Below are 23,240 nucleotides of genomic sequence, written 5' to 3'. Positions count from 1 at the left end.
GCTAGATGCTAGATGCTAGAAAATAATAAGCCGCTGGGGTTCAATCCAGCGGCTTTTTTGTATGTTCTGGGAATCATTATTGCCCCATCACCAGTCAGAGTTAACAGAATGTTAACATGCATTTGCCCTACTAAAAGTAATCCCTTGTCTGTTGGATATTTGCAAGGCAAACTGCTGGGCAAAAGTTCGAAAACACTCTGAATGTCTAAAAATCGCCATATTTTTCGAAACTAGGGATTTTATATCATTGGCTTTTCGGTTTCGGTGGCTGAAAGTTTGGGATAATTTGAAAACCATTTGGACATAGCTATGCCTGTACTCTTACCAGAGTACGAGCGGCAGAAGTTTCATAATTTCTGTTGCGCTGCGCTTACAAACCGATAAGAACATAAATCGATATCTACTTAGCCATCTTTACATACCTTTACATCACATGACGTTATCTTACTTACATTAGTATATTCTTAAGTAGTGAAACAAAGAGAAGGAAAACGTCATGAAAATCAAAAGCACGATAATCGCGTTACTCGGTATCGTTATTGCCTTCGGAGCAATGGCTGGTGGAATGAATAAAGGCATGAATAACAATATGTCACGCCCAGTATTTTCACAGTTTGATCTCGATGGTGATGGCAAGATAACCGAAGCCGAGTTCTATCAAGCACGCTCAGAACGTATTGCCCAGCGAGCAGAAGAGGGACGTACGTTGAAAAATATCAATCAAAGCCACAGTTTTGCTTCGTTAGATAGCAACGCGGATCGCGCTATCTCTCAACAAGAGTTTAATGCTCATCAAGGCATGGTGAACCCCAAAAATACCATGGGCAAAGGCAAAAACAATCAGTAGCTCAATTCAATCAGGCCTCCATTTGTGAGGCCTGACTTATTTTGAGATCAAGGAAGCAAATCCGCTTATGTTGGTGTGCTACCTTTTGCTTAAGGAAAAGCTAATATATAGTAAGGGAATCGCTATGACTAGGTATAGCTGGTTACAAAGGGCTCTGTTTGTTCCTCCTGTTTTGTTGGGCATCGCGTTATTGGTGATCGCACCAGGGATGAAGGCTGAACCGCCTAATGCGAGTAATACGACTGCTAAAAAGGTGGTTCGGGTGTTGAAAGTCGAGCCGCGAAATATCCAACCTTCTGCCATCGGATATGGACATACCGAGTCTGTTCAAGACTGGCAGGCACAGTCTGAACTTGACGGCGCGGTTGTGTGGGTTTCTGAGCAATACAAAACGGGCGCTATTATCCGCAAAGACAGCGAACTCCTTAGAATTGACCCCACCGCTTATCAACTTACTATTGCCCGTTTGCAAGCTGAGCTTGAAGTGCTAATGCTAACGAATCAGACCATTATCGATTCGCTCAAGATTGCAGAGAAAGAGTTTGAGGTACAACAGTCAGAATATGCCCGCTCAATCAAATTGAGTGAAACCGGGCATATCTCCAAAACAGAGAAAGACCGCGCGACCAAAGACTTGCTCAGCAGCCAGCAACAGCTCCAGACACAGAAAAACCAACTGGCAATTAATCAAGCGCAGCAAAAGGTTTTGCAAACGGAACTAGCACTTGCAAACCGAGATCTCGAACAAACCGTAATTAAAGCCCCATTTGATATTCGCATTGTCGAAACCTTGGTTGGACTCGCCGAGTATGTCAACAAGGGGGAATTGCTGCTCAAAGCGGATGACATCGATGCCGTTGAGGTTCGCGCGCAGTTTCCGCTTGGTAAAATGCGTCCGCTAAGAAATTCCAATCGCTTTGACTCGCTTGACGAAGATGTTCATAGCAACTTGAGCGCGACAGTCGAGCTCCAAGCAGGCGATAAAGTAATTACTTGGCCTGCCGAGATCAGCCGCTCCGGCGGTGAAATCGATGCTCAGACTCAAAGCCAAAGCCTGGTTGCACAAGTAAATCAGCCCTATCAGCAAGCCATTCCCGGGGAGAAGCCACCACTTATTCGTGGGACTTTCGTTAAAGTCACGATTAAAGCACCAATGATGGAGCAACAAGTCTTGCTACCGATAAACGCCATCCATGATGGTAAAGTTTACACTGTCTCTGAAGGTAAACTGAAAAGCAAACCTGTCAGGATAGATTTCGTCCAAGGGCAGGTTGCGGTGATCAAATCTGGCGTGGAATTCGGTGATGTGGTTGTGCTAAGTAAACTTTCACCCGCCGTTGAGGGGATGGCTTTACAACCGCAACCGGATGAGAAAATCGGCCTTTGGTTGGATACGCAGAGCGGATTTAAAGCCCTAAACGCGATTCAGAAAGAGGGCAAATTATGATCGCTTTTTTTGCTCGGCACACCACTGGCGCCAATGTCCTGATGATGGCGGTACTGCTGTTAGGGGCTTTTGCCTTGCCCAAACTGCAGAAAGACACTTTTCCGTTGACGCCGACCAAAAATATTGAGGTTCGGATCGTTTATCCGGGCGCGTCACCTTTTGAGATGATGGAAGAAGTGTGTTACCCGTTGGAAGATTCTCTCGATAAGCTGAGTGGAATTAAAGAGTTAAGCTGTGATGCCCGAGAGAGTTTGGTCATCGCCAATGTGGAAATCGGCGATGATGAAGACATTGACACTTTAACCAGCGATATTCAACAGCAGGTTAACGCCATCAGTGATTTTCCGGATCGAGTTGAGCAGATCACGGTGTCGAAACTGGACCGAGTGGCAACGGTGGCCAGTGTCGCGATTACCGGCAATATGTCAGATAGGGACTTATATCTCTATGCCCAACAAATTAAGCACAAGTTAAAAGAGAGCCCATTGATCGCTCAGGTGACCGTGAGCGGTTTTGCGGATCAAGAAATAGAAATTCGCGTATCGCAGTGGAAGTTGCAGCAGTACGGCCTGAGTGTGTCCGACTTGTCCAATCTAGTACAACAGCAAAGTATCAGCACTCCTGCTGGCGTATTTAGTAATGACTTGGAAGAGATCAGCGTCCGCTTCGACCACTTAGGCAGCAACGTCAGAGACTTCGAAAATATCGTGATTAAATCCAGTGAGACGGGGACTCAGGTTCGCCTCGGTGATGTTGCCGTTATTCAGCAGAAGTTCACTAGCGATGAAAATCAAATCCTGTTCAATGGTCAGCGTGCCGCTTTGCTTCAGGTGTCCAAAACGCAATTTCAAGATACCTTAACGGTCAAAGATGCGATCGTCAGCATCGTTGAAAAAGAACAGGCGAGAGCCCCTGAAGGCGTCGCTTTAACCATCACCCAAGATTCCAGCACCAATATTATTGAGCGTCTGAGAATCCTCACCAGCAATGGCACACAGGGATTAGCACTGGCATTTTTGATGTTGTGGGCGTTTTTTAATATTCGCTTTAGCTTTTGGGTCACCATGGGGCTGCCGGTTTCATTCCTTGGCGCCATTTTTGCGATACAACTTCTCGGTTATACCCTGAATATGATGACGCTGGTCGGGCTGATTGTCGCGATTGGTCTGCTAATGGACGACTCGTTGATCATTGCAGAAAACATCGCTGCCAAGAGGCAACAAGGGCTACCCGCGTTTGACGCTGCAATTGAAGGTACCAAACAAGTCTTCCCAGGTGTGATTGCATCGTTTGCTACCACCATCATGGTGATAGGGCCGCTGATGTTTCTCACAGGCAAGATGGGCGAAGTACTACGCTATATTCCCATCGTGTTATTGATTACCTTGCTTGTTAGTCTGATAGAAGCTTTCTTGATCTTGCCGTCTCATTTGGCACATAGCCATACTGAATCTCGCTGTAATCCTATACGGGACAAGTTCATTGCCGGTTTTGAAAACATCAGAGACAGATTCTTTGTGCCAGTGAGTGTCAAGGCGATGAATGCACCTTATCTTTCAGTAGGGATATTGGTGATGGTGGTGATGATTTCAACCGCTTCCATTTCGTCAGGTTGGCTGAAATTCAAAGCCATGCCTGCCTTGGAAAGTGATGTGCTGCAGGCGCGTATCTTGCTCCCTCAAGGCAGTTTACTGAGCCAGACAGAGGCGGTGGTGGAGAAGGTTTCAAACGCGCTTGATGAACTCAACCAAGAATACGCAGAGAAATACCCAAGCTCAAAACCTTTGGTCGCGAGCACCACGATCATGTTCAACTCAAATGCTGATGCTAATGAGTCGGGGCCGCATATGGCAACCGTCAGTGCCGATCTATTGCCAGCGCAATTTAGGCAGCAGAGCATTAAAGATCTGATCCAAGATTGGAAACAAAAAGTAGGCCCTACGGCGGATGTGGTTTCACTCAAGTTTACCGATAAAGAACGGGGCATTGCTGGCAATGGCATTGATATTCGGGTTCAGGGTGAGTCGTTACAAGAGCTCAATCAAGTCAGCCGCTCGCTGGTGAAATGGTTGAAGGGATTTGACGGTGTCTATAACCTCTCCACCGATCTGCGTGAGGGCAGAACCGAATTTCACGTTAACCTTAAAGATGAAGCTGGCGTGATGGGAGTTAATGCTTCCAACATTGCTCAAACGCTGCGCAGCGCGGTAAAAGGCAGTACTGATCTGACGGTTTTCCAACAAGGCGAGCTGGTGGATATTAGTGTGAGACTGGATGAGTTTACGCACCAAGCTAGCCTGTATGAGTTGAATAACTTGATGGTGACGGCAGGCAATGGAACCCTAGTTCCATTATCAAGTGTTGCGACGTTTGACAGAAAACAAGCCTTCTCGCGAATTCACCGCATTAATGGGATGAACACTGTGGTTGTGCAAGGCAATATCGATACGCGGGTTGCCAATGCGCGTGAAATCATGCTGCAGTTCAATAGCGAATTTGTCTCGCAAACTCAACACAAATTCCCAGACATCACCTTCACCTCGCAAGGTCAGGATAAAGAAAGCTCAGATACGGGCTCCTCGCTGGCGACCTTCTTTGCTCTTGGCGTGGTGGGGATTTATCTTATTTTAGTGTTCCTGTTACAAAGCTACACTCAACCGATTGCTGTGCTGCTGGCAATCCCTATGGGCTGGATTGGTGTGGTATGGGGGCACTTGGGCATGGGGTTCGATTTGACTATTCCAAGCTTGGTTGGCTTTGCTACCTTAGCGGGTATCGTCGTTAACGATAACATTCTGTTGGTCAATTTTATTAAGAAGAATATCGCCCAAGGCGAGCGCTTGATAGACGCTTGTCGAGAGGCGGTACGTGACCGATTTAGAGCGATATTTATCACCTCGTTAACCACATTTTCAGGATTGCTTCCACTGTTAATCGAAACCAGTACGCAAGCGCAATTTCTGATCCCGTTAATTGCCAGTATTGCGTTTGGCTTAGTCTCGGCTACGTTACTAGCGTCAATTGTTGTGCCTTGCGTGCTTCTTATTTTGGACGATTTAAAGCTGACCAAATGGGCAGAAGGTGCTCAATCTTCCCTTTGAGGCCCTTGGGAGTGCATGCTGAACCATGTCATTTAGCCCGGCATGAAAATGGTAGTTTGCGTAGAATTTATTTGGCGATTAAACCCTATCACTGACTGCTGTTTTTTTGCGTACAAAAAACAATAGGGTCAGGTCTTGTCTTTTGCTCTTTGGTGGCAGTTTTTCTATCAGGTTTAGTTATTTGTCATACCTGAAGTTATTAGTCATTTGCTAATGTTTGATTTTCCAAAACTCATTTCTGTCCAAAAGTTTGTTATACACACATCCACTATACGGTGATCCCTACACCACACTCACCACCAAAAAAAGCGCAGACCTTTCGATCTGCGCTTGTGGTTATTGTCCCGATAACACTGTTTAAATCGTTTTCAATTAACCCACGTTCTTACGTGCGTTTTGGAACATACGCATCCAAGCGCCATTCTCGCCCCAACCTTCCGGAGACCAAGAGTTTGCAACCGTACGGAATACACGCTCTGGGTGAGGCATCATAATTGTCACGCGGCCGTCAGTCGTTGTTAAACCTGTGATAGCGTTTGGCGAACCATTCGGGTTATTCGGGTATTGCTGCGTTTGGTTACCGTTGTTATCAACGTAACGTAGAGCAACCGTACCTGAGTTTTCAATCGCGTTTAGGTGGTCGTTATCACGTACTTCTACGCGGCCTTCACCGTGAGAAACAGCGATTGGCATACGAGAACCTTCCATGCCGTTGAAGAATACAGAATCTGACTTCTGAACTTCTACTAGGCTGAAACGTGCTTCAAAGCGCTCAGATTCGTTGCGAACGAAACGTGGCCAGTACTCCGCACCTGGGATAAGTTCACGTAGATTCGACAGCATCTGACAACCGTTACACACACCTAGAGAGAAAGTATCTTCACGCTTGAAGAAGTTTTCAAACTGGTCACGAGTAGAGTCATTAAACAAAACCGACTTCGCCCAACCTTCACCAGCACCTAGTACATCACCGTAAGAGAAGCCACCACATGCCACAAGGCCGTTGTATTCTTCTAGTACCGCTTGACCTGTTAGGATGTCGCTCATGTGAATATCAGTTGCTTCGAAGCCTGCACGGTCGAATGCTGCTGCCATTTCAACGTGAGAGTTAACACCCTGCTCACGTAGAATCGCCATCTTAGGCTTAGCACCTGTGTTGATGAACGGTGCTGCGATGTCTTCGTTTACGTCAAAGCTCAGTTTCACGTTCAGACCTGGGTCCGAGTTGTCTTTCTTCGCTTCATGTTCTTGGTCAGCACATACTGGGTTATCACGCAGACCTTGCATCTTGTGCGTTGTCTCAGCCCAGATAGTACGTAGTTCAGTACGGTTACGTTCAATCACTACAGACTCGCCAGACTTAATCACTAGTTCATCTGATGCTTCCCCTTCACCAACAACGCTGCCAATCACATGAGAACATGCTTCTAGACCGTTAGCTGCAAGAGTAGAAAGTACTGCGTCTAGGTCGTCGTTACGGACTTGGATTACTGCACCTAGCTCTTCGTTGAACAGTGCTGCTAGCGTGTCTTCACCTAACGCTTCAATGTTTGCATTAACACCACAGTGACCTGCGAATGCCATTTCTGCTAGCGTTACGAATAGACCACCATCGCCTTTATCGTGGTAAGCGACAACTTGGTCGTTCGCTACAAGTGCTTGAACGCCTTCGTAGAAACCTTTTAGTTGCGCTGCGTTGTCTACGTCTGCTGGCTTGTCACCAAGCTGCTTGTAAACCTGTGCAAGTGCTGTTGCACCCATACGGTTTTTGCCGTTACCTAGGTCGATAAGAACTAGGCTTGTATTACCTTTGTCAGTGCGAAGCTGAGGAGTAATCGTCTTACGAACATCTTCAACACGTGCAAACGCAGTGATAACAAGAGATAGCGGAGACGTTACTTCTTTCTGCTCGCCATTCTCTTCCCACTTAGTCTTCATCGACATTGAGTCTTTACCCACTGGGATAGTTAGACCCAGAGCTGGACATAGTTCTTCACCAACCGCTTTAACCGCTTCGTAAAGACCTGCATCTTCACCTGGGTGACCTGCTGGAGACATCCAGTTAGCCGACAGTTTAATGTGTTTGATATCGCCGATGTTGGTCGCTGCGATGTTAGTAATTGCTTCACCAACCGCTAGACGAGCCGATGCGCCGAAGTCTAGAAGTGCCACTGGCGTACGCTCACCAAGAGACATAGCCTCACCGTGGTAAGAGTCGTAGCTTGCCGCTGTTACTGCGCAGTTAGCAACAGGAACCTGCCATGGACCAACCATTTGGTCACGAGCTACAAGGCCTGTTACCGAGCGGTCACCGATGGTGATAAGGAATGTTTTCTCAGCGACTGTTGGCAAGCGAAGAACACGGTCAACCGCTTCGTTCATCTCGATGCCAGAACGGTCAATCGCAGGGTTGTTAGCTTTTAGCGTTTTCGCGTCACGGTGCATCTTAGGTGTTTTACCTAATAGGATGTCCATTGGCATGTCGATTGGCGTGTTGTCGAAGTGTGAATCTTCTAATTTCAGATCACGTTCTTCAGTTGCTTTACCAACCACTGCGTACGGTGCACGTTCACGCTTACAAATCGCGTCGAACGTTGCCATGTCTTTATCAGCAACCGCCATTACATAACGCTCTTGAGATTCGTTACACCAGATCTCAAGTGGGCTCATACCCGGCTCATCGTTTGGCACGTCACGTAGATTAAAGATACCGCCACGCTCGCCATCGTCGACTAGCTCAGGAAGAGCATTCGAGATACCGCCCGCGCCCACATCGTGGATAAATGCGATTGGGTTCGCATCACCAAGCTGCCAACAACGGTCGATAACTTCCTGACAACGACGCTCCATCTCTGGGTTTTCACGTTGTACAGAAGCGAAATCAAGATCTTCAGAAGAAGAACCAGAATCCATTGAAGATGCCGCACCGCCGCCAAGGCCGATGTTCATCGCAGGACCACCTAGAACGATTAGGCTTGCACCTACCGGGATCTCTTTCTTCTGAACGTGCTCATCACGGATGTTGCCAAGACCACCAGCTAGCATGATTGGTTTGTGGTAACCACGCACTTCTTCACCTGCGTGAGAGTTTACTTTCTCTTCGTAAGTACGGAAGTAGCCAAGTAGGTTTGGACGACCAAATTCGTTGTTGAATGCCGCGCCACCAAGAGGACCTTCAAGCATGATATCCAGAGCAGTAACGATACGGCTTGGCTTACCAAAGTCAGTTTCCCAAGGTTGAACGAAGTTCGGGATCTTAAGGTTAGATACAGAGAAAGCAACAAGACCCGCTTTTGGCTTACCACCAATACCGGTTGCGCCTTCATCACGGATTTCACCGCCTGAACCTGTCGATGCGCCTGGCCACGGTGAGATTGCCGTTGGGTGGTTGTGCGTTTCAACTTTCATCAAGATGTGTGTTTTTTCTTGGTGGTAGCTGTACTGGCGAGTTTCTGGATCTGGGAAGAAACGACCAACTTCAGAACCTGTCATTACCGCTGCGTTATCTTTATAAGCAGACAGAACATGTTCTGGTGTCGTTTCAAAGGTGTTCTTAATCATCTTGAACAATGATTTTTCTTGCTTAACGCCATCGATAGTCCAATCAGCGTTAAAGATCTTATGACGACAGTGCTCTGAGTTCGCTTGTGCAAACATCATTAGCTCGATGTCCGTCGGGTTACGACCTAGCTTCTCAGTGAAGCTTTCAAGAAGGTAATCAATCTCATCTTCTGCAAGTGCAAGACCTAGGGTAACGTTTGCTTTTTCAAGCGCTTTACGTCCACCAGTTAGTAGGTCAACTTCCGCATAAGGAGCAGGCTCAGCAACGGTAAATAGTGCCGCCGCTGATTCGAAGTCAGTGAAAACCACTTCCATCATACGGTCGTGCAGGATTGCTTTCAGCTCAACAAGTTGAAGTTCAGAAAGTTCAGCAGAGGTTTCAATGTAGAAAGCAGTACCGCGCTCTAGACGTGACACTTTAGCCAGTCCGCAGTTGTGTGCGATATCTGTTGATTTTGAAGACCAAGGCGAGATAGTGCCTGGGCGTGGCGTTGCAAGCAGCAGTAAACCTTCAGGTTCATGCTCTTCAATCGTTGGACCGTAAGTCAGTAGCTTTTCTAGCTTCTCAACTTCAGACTCATCTAGGTCTGCCGTTAGATCAGCAAAGTGGGCAAACTCAGCGTAAATACCTGTTACAGGTAAGCTTAATTCACGACAAAGCTCTAAAAGCTTGTTAACACGAAACTCAGATAGAGCTGGGGAGCCACGCAAAATTCTCATGTGCTTACGTCTCTTATGCAGTTGATTAAGGTAGTATTGGAATAAATTCAGTGGGTTAAAGGAAAAACCTAACTGTTTTCTTCGAAGCTATTCCCGAAGGTTTAAAAACCTATGCCGATCCCACCTCTTCAATGCGAGCGCATTATAAAGCATTTCTTTTTGTGACGTAACACCAAAAGCAACCGTTTGCGTGATTTTTTTTATCTTTCTGCGTAAATGGTACTTTTGCTGCATTTATCACCACTTTTACAACTGTTTAATTAAACCTGCTTTGCCAGCCTTGCGGGGTTTGGTATAAAGGAGCTTCCACTTTTCGAGATTTCATTTTGATGCCTAAATTTACGCTCATCTTTTCGTCTAAGTTCCTTCTGCTCGCCATCGCCCTATTTGGGTTGGCTGGATGCCAGATTGAATCTGAACCTAAAAGTGTCCTTGAGCAGATACGAGATCGTGGCGTTCTTCGTGTCGGCACCCTAAATAACCAACTCTCTTATTACATCGGTCCTGATGGTCCTGCTGGCTTGGATTACGAATTAGCTCGTGAATTTGCGCAGGAGCTTGGTGTAAAGCTTGAGGTTAAACCCGCTTACCGTTTGTCTGGCTTGTTCCCTGCACTGCAGAAAGGCGAAATCGATCTTATCGCGACCGGCTTAACGCAAAACAACAAACTGACACGAGCTTATCGCGCCGCACCTGCTTATTACTACGTAAGCCAACAGGTCGTATACAAAAAAGGCCAGTGGCGACCGAGAAACCTTGAACAACTGATCAATTTCGAGAATGAGCGTCAGGTTGACTTTGTTAAAGCACAAACTGAATCAGAAGAGGCGGCGTCTACTGACACATTAACGCCATCTTTGGTTGTGGTGAAAGACTCACACTTTGAACCAACACTCAAACTGCTGCAGAAAACGCACGATGACTTCATCTATGACGCGGTTGGCAATGCAGACATCAATGACCTGCTAAAAGAAGTATCAACAGGCGAACGTTTATTCACAGTGGCCGACTCTATCGAGCTATCACTGGCGCAACGTTTGTACCCAGATGTTGCCTTGGCATTTGAGCTGACAGAAGACCAACCTATCTCTTGGTACCTAAATAGATCGGAAGATGAAAGCCTGTATGCTTTGCTGATTGAGTTCTTCGGTAACCTAAAACAGTCTGGTGAACTGGCTTCACTAGAAGAGAAATACATCGGCCACATCGGCACTTTTGACTACGTTGATACTCGTGCATTTATCCGCGCACTGGACAGCAAGTTGCCAAAATGGTCGCCGCTATTTCAAAGGTACTCTCAAGAATTTGATTGGCGCTTGATTGCCGCTTTGGCCTACCAAGAATCACACTGGAACCCTGTTGCGCGCTCACCAACGGGTGTTCGTGGCATGATGATGTTGACACTGCCCACCGCGAAGAGTGTTGGGGTAACCAACCGTCTCGACCCGAACCAGTCGGTACAAGGCGGTGTTGAGTACCTGCGTCGTATCGTGAACCGAGTACCAGATTCAATCACTCAACACGAAAAGATCTGGTTTGCACTTGCTTCATACAATGTCGGTTACGGGCACATGATGGACGCGCGTCGCCTCACGAAGGCACAAGGAGGAGATCCTGATGCTTGGGGCGATGTGAAAGACAGATTGCCTCTGTTAAGACAGAAGAAGTACTACAGCCAAACTCGATATGGGTATGCGCGTGGTGATGAAGCGAGAAACTACGTTGAAAACATTCGCCGTTATTACCAAAGCATTATTGGCCATGTAAATAAGCGCAATAAAGAACAAGAAGCGACCCTTGAAGGTTTGGTGGTGATCCCACCTTTAGAAACCTCAGGTGCTGAATCGAGTATCAGCGCAGCTCAGTCGACAGTAAGCAGTTCTGAGCCTTCACAGTAAAACCCAAAAGAGCAATGCCATCTAGCATTGCTCTTTTTTATTGTCTTTTTTCGACTCTTCTTTCGTCACTAAGGGATAAGGGAAGCAGGCAAGAAAATGATGATGAGATCTAGAGTGTCATATTGCAGTAACAATCGAACCTTATAACGGCACACCACAATCAAGATTATGCTCTGTTGCACTGCAATGCTGGCTTTAGACTAGAACTGCTCTTCTATTTAAGCCAAGCGTGCGACAGGCCAAACAAACGAATAACACTATAATTAAATCGTTAGTCCAAACTAAAAAGTCAGACGACAAATAGGAAATCATTGAAATGATGAAGAAACTGAAATCGAAACGCCTTGATAAGACCGTTGCTGCAAACCGTCGTAAGCGTATGCTTTCAAATAATAAGAAGAAGATCATTTGGCGCAATCGCGCTTTCATGCAGATGATTGCTGAGTAAATGTAGTTACTCAGTCAGTTTGCTTGGCACTCTTGCGATAGAGAGTGCCGAAAGTACGCTGCTATTTCTTATTGCCAGCCTTCATCTCTGCTTCTAAACGCTGCTCTTCCAACAGACGTTCTTGCTTTCGCTTCTCTTTTATCTCTTTTCTACGACGCTTGAAAAACGCTTGTAATTGCTCACGGCACTCTTCCTCTAACAAACCATGTTCAACGTCGGCATAGTGGTATGAGGCCTGGCTTTCAAACAAATTCAACACTGTACCTGCAGCGCCTGCTTTTAAGTCTGGAGCACCAAACACAATGCGCGTTACTCGGCTGTGTAGCAAGGCACCTGCGCACATTGGGCAAGGCTCTAGCGTAACGTATAAAGTGGTATCGAGTAGCCGATAGTTTTCTAAGGTTTGACCGGCTTTACGCAAGGTTTCAATTTCTGCGTGTGCCGTAGCATCGTGGCTGCCAATCGAACGGTTCCATCCTTCAGAGATAATCTCCCCATCTTTTACTAATACTGCACCAACAGGAACCTCTCCCTCGCTCTCTGCTTGCGTAGCCACCTCGATGGCGCGTCGCATGAAGATTTCATCTTGAGGGGTGAATTGATGGTCTGACAAAGGGAACTCCAGAAACAAAGGATAAAAACGAAAATAGGTATGCGGTGAAGCATACCTAATCTTAGAGATAATGAACAATAAAGAGGTAATAGACAACAACAGACAATGAACCATTGCCGCTTACTGGTTGGTCGAACTGTTAGCTATTAGCGTCTTCTATGTCATCGGCTATTGGCGTCGCTTTGATACTCACAATGCGATTGTTCTCAACAGAGATAATTTCAAACTGCCACTGCTGGTATTGAACAACTTCGCCTGCATCCGGTAAGCGCCCTATTAACCATGTCACAAGGCCATTCAGCGTTTGGAAGCTCTCGCTTTCGCCCTCAAAATCCGATAGCTCTAAACGGTTTTTCAGTTCACTGATAGGAATCAATCCATCCACCAACAAACCGTCTTCCACTTGCTCGGTCCAAAGATCGTTCGGATTATTCGATAGCTCGCCAGCAATCGCCTCAAGAATATCGTAATGAGTCACAAGACCTTGAACATCGCCATACTCGTCGACAATGAATGCCATCTCGGTGCCCGACTCTTTAAAGTAGCCAAGTAGACGCAGAGCTTTCATCGATTCTGGAACATAGATCGGCGAGCGAGACAGCCCCATGATCACTTGAATGCTTAGATTGCCCGCCTGATTCAGCAAGGCTTTGGCTGACACTGTACCCACCACTTTATTGAGGTGATCTTGGCACAATGGAAACACACTGTGTTTTGATGAACGCAGTTTCTTTAATATCTGCTCAACGGGTTGGTCGACATCCAGAAAGTCGATGTCTCGACGCGGAGTCATCAATGAGCTCACAAGACGATCATCAAGCTGCAAGATATTACGAATCATCTCTTGTTCGCCGCGTTCAATCACACCCGATTCTGAGCCCTCTTTCACAAGTGCATGGATATCATCTTCGGTAACGCTATCTTCTTCACCGCCTCGGCCCATCAACTTAAGAATACCTTCCGTTGAAGCCGACAACGCAAACACAAACGGCGTCGCGATTTTAGATAACCAGAAGATTGGCAGCGCGACTAACACAGCAATGTTTTCAGCTTGAGACTGAGCAAAACGCTTTGGTACCAACTCACCGACAACGATAGCGAAATAAGTAATACCTACCACCACAACCGCAGTAGACAAGATGTTCGCTTGTGTTGGGTCTAGTCCCCACAGTTCAAGTTGAACGGCTAGTGGAGCCGATAGCGTCGCCTCACCCACAATCCCGCTGAGTAGGCCGATTACCGTGATACCGATTTGGATTGTAGAGAGGAAGCGGGTTGGGTTTTCTTTGAGATCAAGAGCAACCTGAGCGGAGCGGTGTTTTTCGGCTAAGCGTTTCAGCCGACTATTTTTTGCTGCTACCAATGCAATCTCAGACATGGCAAACAGACCATTTAAAACAATTAACCCTACTAAAAGCAGAATTTTCATGTGGCTTGGATTTCCTAAATTTACCGGCCAACAATTAGCCGTAATCCGGAGTATAAGCTGAGTGCCATTATTTTGAATATAAAAATTTTTGGATATAGAAAGTTTTGGATATAAAAACCTTGGATATAAAAAACGGAAAAAATAGCGAAAAAAAGCCCGCACATTTCGGTGCGGGCTTAGCAATGAATAAAGCTTAGTTTTGCTTAGTTCAATCTTACATTGTGTAAGTGTAAGGTGCTTGGATACCTAGTGGGATACCAAGAGCCCAGTAAGCTAGCAAGAAGATAGACCAACCGATTAACATCGCAATCGAGAATGGCATCATTAGAGAAGCTAGAGTACCGATACCTGTCGACTTAACATAGCGCTGACAGTAAACAACAACCAGTGGGAAGAACACCATTAGTGGAGAGATGATGTTAGACACTGAGTCACCTACACGGTAAGCCGCTTGAGATAGCTCAGGAGAGATACCCACAACCATTAGCATTGGAACTAGGATAGGACCAATCAGTGCCCACTTAGCTGAAGCAGAACCAACAAGAAGGTTAACTGCAGCCGTTAGTAGAATCATACCAACAACCGTTGCTTCACCTGGAAGGTCCATCGCTTTCAAGCCTTCAGCACCGTAAAGTGCCAGCATAGTACCGATGTTTGATTGAGCGAATGCAGATAGGAACTGAGCACAGAAGAACGACATTACAATGTATGCGCCCATCGTTGCCATCGTCTCAGACATTGCTTTGATAACATCATTACTATTCTTGAATGTACCCGCTACACGGCCGTAGACGATACCCGGAATAATAAACAGGATGAAGATCAGAGGAACAATAGACTTCATCACTGGTGCTGAGAACGCCGTTAATTCGCCTTCAGGTGAACGAAGTGCTGAGTTTTCAGGCATTAGAGCCGCGATAAGCAGACCAATACCGGCAACCATTGCCCAACCAGCGAATTTGAATGCTTTAGATTCAATGGCTGTGAACGTACCTAGATCAGGTGCTTGTTCTGCATCTTCATCTACAGGCGTATTAGCAAGACGAGGCTCGATAATTTTCTCTGTAACGTACCAACCAATTGCCACAATTAGAATTGAAGACAAACCAGTAAAGAAGATGTTCGCTAGAGGGTTGATCACATATGCAGGGTCAAGAACGTTTGCCGCTGTTTGAGTGAAACCAGCTAGTAGCGGATCAATACCTGAAGGGATAAAGTTCGCTGAGAAACCACCTGATACACCAGCAAACGCTGCTGCAATACCCGCTAGAGGGTGACGACCCGCAGCGTGGAAGATGATACCGCCAAGAGGGATTACTAGAACGTAACCTGCATCAGCTGCTGTGTGAGACACGATAGCAACCAAGATTAGCATCGGCGTTAGTAGCTTAGCTGGCGTGAAGTTAAGCATCTTCTTAAGGCCAGTCGTAATGAAGCCTGAAGAGTCTGCAACGCCAACACCTAGCATAGCAACAAGTACGATGCCTAGAGGTGCGAAGCCTGTGAACGTGGTAACCATATTCGCTAGGAAGCTAGCAAGCGCTTCACCAGTTAGTAGGTTGTTTACTTCAAGAGCAGCACCCGTTTGAGGGTTGATTAAGTCGAATGAAAGATTCGATAAAAGTGCAGATGCTACCCATACAATAACTAGAGCCCAGAAGAACAGGATTGCTGGATCTGGAATTTTGTTGCCGGCGCGTTCAATGAAGTTTAGAAAGCGGTCCATACCACTGATCTTCTCAGTCGATGGTGCTTTTTTTACGGCTTGGTTACTCATGGTAACTCCATATGTGATGTTGTTTTGTTTAGGCCTAATATAAGTTTTGACCACGGCCTATTGGTAAAGCACACATTCTATTAAAGTCGTTGTTAAAAAGCACAAGATTCCACCTAATTTTCCATAAATGGAGACATATTTTGCAAAAATACCATACAACCACAACAATATAAAAACATAAAAAACACCATTCCATATACAGAGTTTTAACTAGCACGTAAACAATGTCCGAGAAGAGCAAACTATCACGACATTGAAGTTATAAACCCAATCAATCGAACTCGCTGTATTTAGAAATCATGGTATGTAATTCGATCGCTTGATTATTACCAAACCGGTCTTCCCATGAGCTTGTTATCTGAACGGTCTTCAGCGCTCCGGATAAACTGTTCGTCACTGTCCAATCAAGTTGATATTTAAAATGCGAGTGATCCATGCCATCAACAATATCCGTAGCAAAATCCGCAGGCGTTATACTCGATAAAGCGGCAGATGCGCCTCGAGTTCTAAACCATTCCAGCTTATTTTCAGCCAAATTCAAAGCTTCTACACTATGAATAGCAAAGTCAGACTTTTGCTCAACATATGTTTGTAACTTAATTAGCCCTAGCGAACCGACTCCGATCAATAAAAATGAAATGAGTACTTCAATTAGGCTAAAACCTTTTTGCTTATAAATCATTCCATGAACCTTTTTGCCATCTTGGCTTAGGTGAAAATTCGAACTCATCAATAACATCTGAATTGAATGAAAAATTCAGAGAGTTATTAAATAGCGCCATTTGCCCTTCTGTATCAAAAAATTGTCCCCCCGTGAAACTGAATGCGCCAGCTTGCGCATAAGTTGCATGGTATGGCGTAAGAGTACTTGAAGAACCATACATAGTATTAATTAGGTCACTAAATACTGAATTTACAAAAGGTTTCACTTCCGTCATCGAGTCCCATTGAGAAGGAGTGGGAGAGTAAGTATTATTAAAATGAAAAAATACACCGCTAATATCGCCAGAACCAGTGACCCCAAAAACACCGTCATGAACAAGTAAAAACAAATCGGTTCCCGGGTGTGCAGCCTGTAAATTTACAATATTCGTCACATCAACTGGCGCTAGTTGGCAAGAGCCATCAATCCAAACTTTATTGGGCTGTCCATTCACTATTGAATCAGAAAATTGGCTATAGCAATCAACACTACTAGAAGGCATTGAAACTTTAATAAATTCGTTATCTACATCATCACGAACCTCTTGCCACTTACTTTTATCGACTCCGAAAAAATCTTTAAAAGGGTCGATAGTGTCATCTCGCTGAATATCTAACCCAACATTATGAGAACTTATCACTCCAAAGGAGTTCTCCCATATCCCTGATTTAACAGCTGTCGATGTCTTATGAGAAGGCTTACAATCCTTAGTGGGATCATGCCCGGCTCCTGGAGATTCAATAGAACTACTTACGCCATGATTGGTAATACCAGTCGCAATAAACCTATATTTAACCACTGCCCCGATACACTCATAAGCTTCAGCAGCCGAGTCAAATTCACCAGGGTCTGGTGGTGAAAAAAGTGCTGAGCCAAAAGAAATAACATCAGAAGTCGACTTCATAGCTCCATAACCAACTGAAGATGAAAAGATTATTTTTTTATTAACACTGCTATGACCAACTTGAGAAAGCAAAATTTCAGGGTTTGTAAAGTCAGCATTTAAGGAAGAAAAACTATACGAGTTACAAACTGTCGCTAAATTATTGGGTATTGATTGCAATTTTTGATTAACAATATATGTAAACCCACACTCTAGACCTCCCTCTGCTTCCCAATGTTGCTTGCGCGCTTCTACTTCATTCTGAGATCTTTTTATTTGATAAAAAACAGAGCGATAACTACCAAAAGTCAACATTAACGCAGTAACTAGTAATACACTTGTTGTAAGTAAAACAACCGCACCTTGTTGATTTTTATTCATCGCCAATTCCTATTTTTTACAATCACACTTGATGAATAATTAACGGACGTATCTCCTACTAATTCAGCAGAAATCATAATGGTTGTAATACCTGAACTAACCCCTTGAGATTCAATACTTGACTGATTCGCATGAAAATCAACGACTCTAATTTGATTCGGCTCAAAGATAGAAGAGCACCCACTAATCGCCGCTGATACTGTTTTTACGATACTGGAGGGGCTATCACACACCTTGACCAAGCCTGAATCAAATACAAAAGCGACATTTCGAATCTCTGATTGATGAGTGTAAGCATATGCAACCGTTTTTGAATCAGGAGAAATATATAAAGTATCGGTGGAGCCTGATAATTTTAGAGATACACCTGTCCCTCCATCGTAGCCCGCACGCTGGATATCTTCTTTAAAGTATTGAAGAGCTCCTGAAACTTGTTGTAATAGTAATAATTCTTTACTTCTCTCGGATGCGATGTTTTGTCCCGATATAAATACCGACCCCACACTTCCAATAACTACAATTCCCAAAATAGAAGAGATCATTAATTCGACTAATGTTGCACCGAATTGCTGCCTCTTAAGTGCAGGTCTGATAACCATAAAAGTCTCCTCCCACACCACAGATTCTCATTCTTCCAGAAGTACTATATGTTATAAGCTTTAAAGGCTTAGAGTTCATATTAAATAAGAGATGCCCATCTTTAGCTTTACCGTTTACTCCACTAAATTTAATTTGTTCAGAACTGTAGTTAACGGTGAAATCTATGTTTCGAAATGAAACTCCTTCCATTGTAAGGATTGCCGTACCGGTATTCGGAACATCGAATTCAGTCAATTCAATTTTCCAATCACCGGTGTCATTTGAGTTACCATTCATTAGAAAATGAGCCCAAAGATCAGTATTTCTCATAACTGCCTCAGATTTCGCCTGCATCATAAAACCATTCAGCTCGGTAGCTAGCCGTTGCATTTTCACTGTTTCCGAGACCGAACTAAAACTTGGAGCGGCAACTGCCAATAATATAGAGAGCACTGATATGGTTATGAGTAGCTCTAAGAAGGTAAACCCGCGAGACATTTCCCAAATTCCTATGTAAACCGATACGTAACCGTATTTAATCTTGCAAGGATGCTACCACCGAAGAAAAATAGGCTGAATATAGAGAAGGAACTACTCGTGATGATTCGAAAAAATAAATGTAACAACAACAACTTAAGTAACAAAGGGATGACATTGATCGAACTATTGATCGCAGTGGCTCTTATTGGAGTACTAACCGCTATTGCCTACCCAAGCTATACCGAGCATGTAATAAAATCCCATAGAACAGCAGCATTAGCTGATATGGCAAAAATCCAACTCACGCTTGAGCAGTCTTACAATGGTGTATATAGCTGGGGAAGTATTGTTTCAGGAGGGGCTTGTACTATATGTGAATCACCAAGTGATCGCTATGTATTTTCTGTCGCAAGTTCAAGCAGCATGGCATATATAATAACTGCCACGGCACAGTCAACTAAGGGGCAAAGTGGTGACTCTTGCTTAGGCACTCCCAAAACAATGACGCTAAAATCTTCAGGTGAAGAATCCCCTGCAGATTGCTGGAACTAGTAGAAATTAATGCCCTTGGTTTGATTAAAGAATGACTAGGCATATACATGGCTGCATTTTTTAACTAAACGAGATGATCAAAAAAGCCTGCACACTGGCAGGCTTTAAAATTTTCAAATCACTATCAATTACTTAGTTAGGTCATCGAAGAAGTTTTTAACACCGCTGAAGAAACCTTCAGACTTTGGCTTGTGCTTGCTTGCCGCTTCACCACAACATGTTTCTTCGAATTCACGCAGTAGTTCTTTCTGGCGAGCGCTTAGCTTAACCGGTGTCTCAACCACTAGTTTAACGATTAGGTCACCCACACCGCCGCCACGAACGCCTTTCACGCCTTTGCCACGCATACGGAACATACGGCCCGTTTGTGTTTCTTCTGGCACCTTAAGGTTTACACGACCATCCAGTGTTGGAACTTCAACTTCACCGCCTAGAGCAGCCATAGAGAAGCTTACTGGTACTTCGCAGTAAAGGTTGTTGCCGTCACGTTCGAAGATGTTGTGCTCTTTTACGTGTACTTGTACGTACAGATCGCCAGCTGGAGCGCCGTGCTCTCCCGCTTCGCCTTCGCCAGATAGACGAATACGATCTCCAGTATCAACACCAGCAGGGATCTTAACGTTAAGTGTTTTCGTCTTCTGTTTGCGACCTTGACCATGACATGAGTTACATGGGTCTTTGATGATCTTGCCTTTACCGTTACAAGTAGGACAAGTCTGTTGAACCGCAAAGAAACCTTGGCGCATTTGTACTTGGCCGTGGCCATGACAAGTGCCACACGTTTGTGCAGAAGAACCCGCTTTCGCGCCGCTGCCGTCACAAGTATCACACTCTACAAGTGTTGGTACTTCGATTTCTTTAGAAACACCACGAACCGCTTCTTCTAGAGAAAGTTCCATGTTGTAACGTAGATCTGAACCACGTTGTGCACGCTGTTGACCGCCACCACGACGACCGCCGCCGAAGATGTCGCCAAATACGTCACCGAAGATATCGCCGAAGTCACCTTGGCCACCGCCGCCGAAACCACCGCCGCCGCCCATGCCACCTTGTTCAAAGGCTGCATGACCGTATTGGTCGTAAGCTGCTTTCTTTTGAGAATCGGTTAGGATCTCGTACGCTACTTTTACTTCTTTAAACTTATCTGCTGCGGTCTCATCACCCTGGTTACGGTCCGGGTGGAATTTCATCGCTAAGCGTTTGTACGCTTTTTTAATATCGCGCTCTGATGCATCGCGGCTTACGCCTAATACTTCGTAAAAATCACGTTTTGACATGTTCTAGGTCACCAAAATAATTGCTACTACCGAATGATCACTTCAGTAGTCTGTGTATCAATCTAGATAAAAGTTCTGCCGGCTGAAATGCCGAATAAAGCTATTATCTAGATCGACAAGTCTAAATACAAATTTACGGGCGTGAGAGTTACCTCTGACGCCCGTATTAATAAGTCTTCGAGACAAATTTCTAAGCAGATAGCTTGAGTCCTAAGTGGAAGCGCGGAGCCTACGCTAGTAGGTGAGCACTTCCGACAACGAAATCAGGCTACTCTGCGACGAAATTATTTTTTGTCGTCTTTAACTTCTTCAAACTCTGCGTCTACCACATCGTCGTCTTGCTTAGGTTGTTCACCAGCGTCAGCACCAGCTTGTTCAGCTTGAGCTTTCTGTTGAGCAATTTCCATTAGCTTCTGAGCTGCTTGCATAAGTTCTTGAACTTTAGCGTCGATAGCTTCTTTGTCGTTACCAGACTTAACTTCTTCTAGTGCCGTGATAGCCGCTTCGATTTTAGCTTTCTCGTCTGCAGGTAGAGCTTCACCAGCTTCTTCTACTTGCTTCTTAGTGCCGTGAATCATTTGGTCAGCTTGGTTACGTGCAGTTACTAGCTCTTCGAACTTTTTGTCCGCTTCTTTGTTAGCTTCTGCTTCTTGTACCATTGCTTCGATCTCTTCCTCAGACAGGCCGCCTGATGCTTGGATAGTGATCTTCTGCTCTTTACCTGTTGCTTTATCTTTAGCAGATACGTTCAGGATACCATCAGCATCTAGGTCGAATGTTACTTCGATTTGTGGCATGCCACGTGGTGCTGGTTGGATACCTTCTAGGTTGAACTGACCAAGAGACTTGTTGTAAGTCGCTTGCTTACGCTCACCTTGAAGAACGTGGATAGTTACTGCGTTTTGGTTGTCTTCAGCTGTAGAGAACACTTGATCCGCTTTAGTAGGGATAGTTGTGTTTTTCTCGATAAGCTTAGTCATCACGCCACCCATCGTTTCGATACCGAAAGATAGAGGAGTAACGTCTAGTAGTAGAACGTCTTTAACGTCACCAGCTAGTACACCACCTTGAACAGCAGCACCCATTGCAACAGCTTCGTCAGGGTTCACGTCTTTACGTGGCTCTTTACCGAAGAATTCAGTTACTTTAGCTTGAACCATAGGCATACGAGTTTGACCACCAACTAGGATAACGTCAGTGATTTCGCCTACAGATAGGTCAGCATCCGCTAGAGCAACTTTTAGTGGCTCAAGAGAACGTTGAACTAGGTCTTCAACTAGAGACTCAAGCTTCGCACGAGTCACTTTGATGTTCATGTGCTTAGGACCAGTCGCATCAGCAGTAACGTAAGGTAGGTTTACGTCAGTTTGAGTAGTAGAAGAAAGCTCGATTTTCGCTTTTTCTGCTGCTTCTTTAACACGCTGCATTGCTAGTGGATCAGCTTTAAGGTCGATACCTTGCTCTTTCTTGAACTCATCTACTAGGTAGTTGATCATGCGGTTATCGAAATCTTCACCACCAAGGTGAGTGTCACCGTTAGTTGAAAGAACTTCGAAAGTCTTCTCGCCTTCTACTTCATCGATTTCGATGATAGAGATATCGAATGTACCACCACCAAGGTCGTATACAGCGATAGTGCGATCACCACCTTGCTTGTCTAGGCCGTAAGCTAGAGCAGCAGCAGTTGGTTCGTTGATGATACGTTTAACATCTAGACCAGCGATACGGCCAGCATCTTTCGTTGCTTGACGTTGAGCATCGTTGAAGTAAGCAGGAACAGTTACTACTGCGCCAGTTACTTCTTCGCCTAGGAAGTCTTCAGCTGTTTTCTTCATTTTCTTAAGAACTTCAGCAGATACTTGAGGAGCAGCCATTTTTTGGCCTTGCGCTTCAACCCATGCATCACCGTTGTCAGCCTTAACAATGTTGAAAGGCATGATTTCGATATCGCGTTGAACTTCTTCATCTTCAAAACGACGACCGATTAGACGCTTAATTGCGTATAGCGTGTTTTGAGGGTTAGTAACTGCTTGACGTTTCGCAGGTTGACCAACTAGCGTCTCGCCGTCAGTGTATGCGATTACCGATGCTGTTGTGCGTTCGCCTTCAGCATTTTCTAGTACGCGTGGTTTGTCGCCGTCTAAAACAGCAACACAAGAGTTAGTAGTACCTAAATCAATACCAATGATTCGACCCATCAGGCTATCTCCGAAATATAATCTATATTAGTTTTTTGCTATACCCACATATGTGGGGGGCGGTAATCAGGGATTCAACCCTAATACACAAAATTTAAGTGCAAATGTAATTTGCTTTCGTATGCACCATAGATAAGGGCTGCAAACTGGTTTTCAAGGGAATAAATAAAAAAAATCTATTTTTTCCCGTATCTTTTTACATAAAGGTAAAAAGTGACCGATCCCTTACCAATTAAGGCTCCAATGTTGAGAAACTCTCGCATTTGTCGCCACATTGAAACCTCAACCCTATTCCAGATGCCATAAAAAAAGACCTTCATGTGGAATAATGCCGATCAGTTAAAGC

Annotated in this window: 15 protein-coding genes and 1 pseudogene; 6 read left to right on the top strand and 10 right to left on the bottom strand. The window is 45.0% G+C overall.

Going from position 1 to position 23,240, the window contains the following annotated elements; translation table 11 throughout:
* The first annotated feature begins 496 nt into the window (after nt 1-496).
* The 3 genes from AB4351_RS17850 (at nt 497) to AB4351_RS17840 (ending at nt 5,395) form a co-directional block, all read left to right on the top strand.
* Entirely contained in the window at nt 497-847 is a 351-nt protein-coding gene (locus AB4351_RS17850; RefSeq protein WP_372126763.1) for an EF-hand domain-containing protein, read from the top strand.
* 124 nt (nt 848-971) lie between these two features.
* The gene (locus AB4351_RS17845; RefSeq protein WP_372126761.1) at nt 972-2,294 is read left to right on the top strand and encodes an efflux RND transporter periplasmic adaptor subunit; all 1,323 of its coding nucleotides are present in this window, start codon (nt 972-974) and stop codon (nt 2,292-2,294) included.
* Complete coding sequence (locus AB4351_RS17840) at nt 2,291-5,395, top strand: efflux RND transporter permease subunit (RefSeq protein WP_372126759.1); 3,105 nt, start codon at nt 2,291-2,293, stop codon at nt 5,393-5,395. The genes AB4351_RS17845 and AB4351_RS17840 overlap by 4 nt, the downstream gene beginning before the upstream one ends.
* 372 nt (nt 5,396-5,767) lie before the next feature.
* Here AB4351_RS17840 and purL read toward each other — a convergent pair whose 3' ends face one another.
* The gene (gene purL / locus AB4351_RS17835; RefSeq protein WP_017068539.1) at nt 5,768-9,676 is read right to left on the bottom strand and encodes a phosphoribosylformylglycinamidine synthase; all 3,909 of its coding nucleotides are present in this window, start codon (nt 9,674-9,676) and stop codon (nt 5,768-5,770) included.
* Between the two features lie 329 nt (nt 9,677-10,005).
* Between purL and mltF the strand changes: the two genes are divergently transcribed.
* Together mltF and AB4351_RS17825 are read left to right on the top strand one after the other, a co-directional pair.
* Nucleotides 10,006-11,574 (top strand): membrane-bound lytic murein transglycosylase MltF, encoded by a 1,569-nt coding sequence (gene mltF / locus AB4351_RS17830; protein ID WP_371725091.1) that lies wholly within the window; start codon nt 10,006-10,008, stop codon nt 11,572-11,574.
* Nucleotides 11,575-11,890: 316 nt separating this feature from the next.
* Complete coding sequence (locus AB4351_RS17825; protein WP_017059878.1) at nt 11,891-12,022, top strand: hypothetical protein; 132 nt, start codon at nt 11,891-11,893, stop codon at nt 12,020-12,022.
* A 61-nt stretch (nt 12,023-12,083) separates the two neighbouring features.
* Here the strand turns inward: AB4351_RS17825 and tadA are convergent.
* The 7 genes and pseudogenes from tadA to AB4351_RS17790 form a co-directional block, all read right to left on the bottom strand.
* Nucleotides 12,084-12,688 (bottom strand): annotated as a pseudogene (gene tadA, locus AB4351_RS17820) (tRNA adenosine(34) deaminase TadA).
* Between the two features lie 86 nt (nt 12,689-12,774).
* On the bottom strand, nt 12,775-14,064 hold the full coding sequence (locus AB4351_RS17815) for a hemolysin family protein (protein ID WP_017067641.1): 1,290 nt from the start codon (nt 14,062-14,064) through the stop codon (nt 12,775-12,777).
* Nucleotides 14,065-14,278: 214 nt separating this feature from the next.
* Complete coding sequence (locus AB4351_RS17810) at nt 14,279-15,841, bottom strand: AbgT family transporter (RefSeq protein WP_017059875.1); 1,563 nt, start codon at nt 15,839-15,841, stop codon at nt 14,279-14,281.
* A gap of 271 nt (nt 15,842-16,112) precedes the next feature.
* A complete protein-coding gene (locus tag AB4351_RS17805; RefSeq protein WP_102385574.1) occupies nt 16,113-16,523 on the bottom strand; it encodes a prepilin-type N-terminal cleavage/methylation domain-containing protein in 411 nt (136 codons plus the stop codon).
* Nucleotides 16,513-17,808 carry a hypothetical protein gene (locus AB4351_RS17800; protein WP_010438941.1) on the bottom strand — a complete coding sequence of 432 codons (1,296 nt, stop codon included), beginning with the start codon at nt 17,806-17,808 and terminating at the stop codon, nt 16,513-16,515. The genes AB4351_RS17805 and AB4351_RS17800 overlap by 11 nt, the downstream gene beginning before the upstream one ends.
* On the bottom strand, nt 17,805-18,407 hold the full coding sequence (locus AB4351_RS17795; protein ID WP_136974101.1) for a PilW family protein: 603 nt from the start codon (nt 18,405-18,407) through the stop codon (nt 17,805-17,807). The genes AB4351_RS17800 and AB4351_RS17795 overlap by 4 nt, the downstream gene beginning before the upstream one ends.
* Nucleotides 18,385-18,885, bottom strand: a complete 501-nt coding sequence (locus AB4351_RS17790) for a Tfp pilus assembly protein FimT/FimU (RefSeq protein WP_372126757.1) — start codon at nt 18,883-18,885, stop codon at nt 18,385-18,387. Before AB4351_RS17790 ends, AB4351_RS17795 begins: the two co-directional genes overlap by 23 nt.
* A gap of 102 nt (nt 18,886-18,987) precedes the next feature.
* On the opposite strand from AB4351_RS17790, the gene AB4351_RS17785 reads away from it, so the two are divergent.
* On the top strand, nt 18,988-19,419 hold the full coding sequence (locus tag AB4351_RS17785) for a type IV pilin protein (RefSeq protein ID WP_372126786.1): 432 nt from the start codon (nt 18,988-18,990) through the stop codon (nt 19,417-19,419).
* Between the two features lie 128 nt (nt 19,420-19,547).
* Here AB4351_RS17785 and dnaJ read toward each other — a convergent pair whose 3' ends face one another.
* Together dnaJ and dnaK are read right to left on the bottom strand one after the other, a co-directional pair.
* On the bottom strand, nt 19,548-20,696 hold the full coding sequence (gene dnaJ / locus AB4351_RS17780) for a molecular chaperone DnaJ (protein WP_102428275.1): 1,149 nt from the start codon (nt 20,694-20,696) through the stop codon (nt 19,548-19,550).
* A gap of 284 nt (nt 20,697-20,980) precedes the next feature.
* Nucleotides 20,981-22,894 (bottom strand): molecular chaperone DnaK, encoded by a 1,914-nt coding sequence (gene dnaK, locus AB4351_RS17775; RefSeq protein WP_019823919.1) that lies wholly within the window; start codon nt 22,892-22,894, stop codon nt 20,981-20,983.
* Nucleotides 22,895-23,240: the final 346 nt, after the last annotated feature.

Source organism: Vibrio sp. 10N.261.51.F11 (assembly GCF_041471665.1).
GTDB classification, from domain to species: domain Bacteria; phylum Pseudomonadota; class Gammaproteobacteria; order Enterobacterales; family Vibrionaceae; genus Vibrio; species Vibrio crassostreae_C.
This window is presented reverse-complemented; position numbering and strand designations above follow the sequence as displayed.

Bases quoted from the DNA above. Each gene is read 5' to 3' on its own strand.
- dnaK (WP_019823919.1), bottom strand. From the start codon at position 22,894: ATGGGTCGAATCATTGGTATTGATTTAGGTACTACTAACTCTTGTGTT.
- purL (WP_017068539.1), bottom strand. From the start codon at position 9,676: ATGAGAATTTTGCGTGGCTCCCCAGCTCTATCTGAGTTTCGTGTTAAC.
- AB4351_RS17805 (WP_102385574.1), bottom strand. From the start codon at position 16,523: ATGATTTATAAGCAAAAAGGTTTTAGCCTAATTGAAGTACTCATTTCA.
- AB4351_RS17825 (WP_017059878.1), top strand. From the start codon at position 11,891: ATGATGAAGAAACTGAAATCGAAACGCCTTGATAAGACCGTTGCTGCA.
- mltF (WP_371725091.1), top strand. From the start codon at position 10,006: ATGCCTAAATTTACGCTCATCTTTTCGTCTAAGTTCCTTCTGCTCGCC.
- AB4351_RS17795 (WP_136974101.1), bottom strand. From the start codon at position 18,407: ATGGTTATCAGACCTGCACTTAAGAGGCAGCAATTCGGTGCAACATTA.
- AB4351_RS17815 (WP_017067641.1), bottom strand. From the start codon at position 14,064: ATGAAAATTCTGCTTTTAGTAGGGTTAATTGTTTTAAATGGTCTGTTT.
- AB4351_RS17810 (WP_017059875.1), bottom strand. From the start codon at position 15,841: ATGAGTAACCAAGCCGTAAAAAAAGCACCATCGACTGAGAAGATCAGT.
- AB4351_RS17850 (WP_372126763.1), top strand. From the start codon at position 497: ATGAAAATCAAAAGCACGATAATCGCGTTACTCGGTATCGTTATTGCC.
- AB4351_RS17785 (WP_372126786.1), top strand. From the start codon at position 18,988: ATGATTCGAAAAAATAAATGTAACAACAACAACTTAAGTAACAAAGGG.
- AB4351_RS17800 (WP_010438941.1), bottom strand. From the start codon at position 17,808: ATGAATAAAAATCAACAAGGTGCGGTTGTTTTACTTACAACAAGTGTA.
- dnaJ (WP_102428275.1), bottom strand. From the start codon at position 20,696: ATGTCAAAACGTGATTTTTACGAAGTATTAGGCGTAAGCCGCGATGCA.
- AB4351_RS17845 (WP_372126761.1), top strand. From the start codon at position 972: ATGACTAGGTATAGCTGGTTACAAAGGGCTCTGTTTGTTCCTCCTGTT.
- AB4351_RS17840 (WP_372126759.1), top strand. From the start codon at position 2,291: ATGATCGCTTTTTTTGCTCGGCACACCACTGGCGCCAATGTCCTGATG.
- AB4351_RS17790 (WP_372126757.1), bottom strand. From the start codon at position 18,885: ATGTCTCGCGGGTTTACCTTCTTAGAGCTACTCATAACCATATCAGTG.